Source organism: Streptomyces sp. CBMA29, from assembly GCF_014596445.1.
In the GTDB taxonomy this organism is placed as follows: domain Bacteria; phylum Actinomycetota; class Actinomycetes; order Streptomycetales; family Streptomycetaceae; genus Actinacidiphila.
The window spans coordinates 1-814 of sequence record NZ_MECL01000102.1 but is presented as its reverse complement, the minus strand read 5'-3'; the positions used below and the strand labels follow the sequence as shown (position 1 = coordinate 814).

1 protein-coding gene is annotated in these 814 nt (G+C 77.6%); it reads right to left on the bottom strand.

What is annotated here, in order from left to right:
- Positions 1–814, bottom strand: an 814-nt coding sequence (locus BGM09_RS15530; RefSeq protein WP_188282175.1) for a KR domain-containing protein, incomplete at both ends; no start/stop codon positions are given.

Below are 814 nucleotides of genomic sequence, written 5' to 3'. Positions count from 1 at the left end.
GAAGTTGTCACGGGTGCCGACCGGGTCGACACCGAGGGTGTCGGTCCACAGCGCGCACAGCTCGCGCTCCGTGCCGGTCAGCGGCGCCGTGTACGGCTGCGGCAGGTCGGGCCGCGGGAAGGACGCCACAGGGGACGTACTCCCGGCGCCCGCCGTGACCGCCTGCGGACGGCTCGGGAGCCGGCCCGCCAGACCGCCGGCCACCACGACCACCGCGGGCAGCGGCTGCGTCACGGCGCGGTCGAGGGCGGCCAGCGACTGCTCGGCGGTCATCGCGTGCGCGGCCATCGAGGCGCCGGTCCTGGCGTCGACCTTGGCCAGCGTCGGCGCCCAGGTGTCCCAGGCGGCCGAGGTCCAACGGGTCTGCGCGGCGCCGTCGTCAGGTCCCGCCCCAGCGAGCGCGGCCAGCGCGGCGTTGGCCGCCGCGTAGCTGCCGAAGGCCAGTCCGCCCAGGTGCGCGGAGGTCGAGGAGAACAGCAGACCCCAGCGCGGAGCGCGGTCCCCGGCGAGCCCGGCGACGGCGTCGCGCAGCACGCGCGCGCCCTCGTACTTGGCGGCGAAGTGCCGTGCGACGGCGCTCTCCTGGAGCGCGCCCAGCGGCAGGAAGGTGTCCTCCGAGGTGTCGGCCGCCGCGTGCACCAGTCCGTCGAAGCGCTCCGCGCCGAACAGGGCGCGTACGGCGTCGGCGTCGGTGACGTCCAGCGCGGGGGCCTCGACGTCCGCGCCGAGCGCGCGCAGCCGGACGACCGCCTGGCGGCGCGGATCCGCCGGGTCGGCGGGCAGTCCGGTACGGGCGGCGAGCACGACGCGCCCG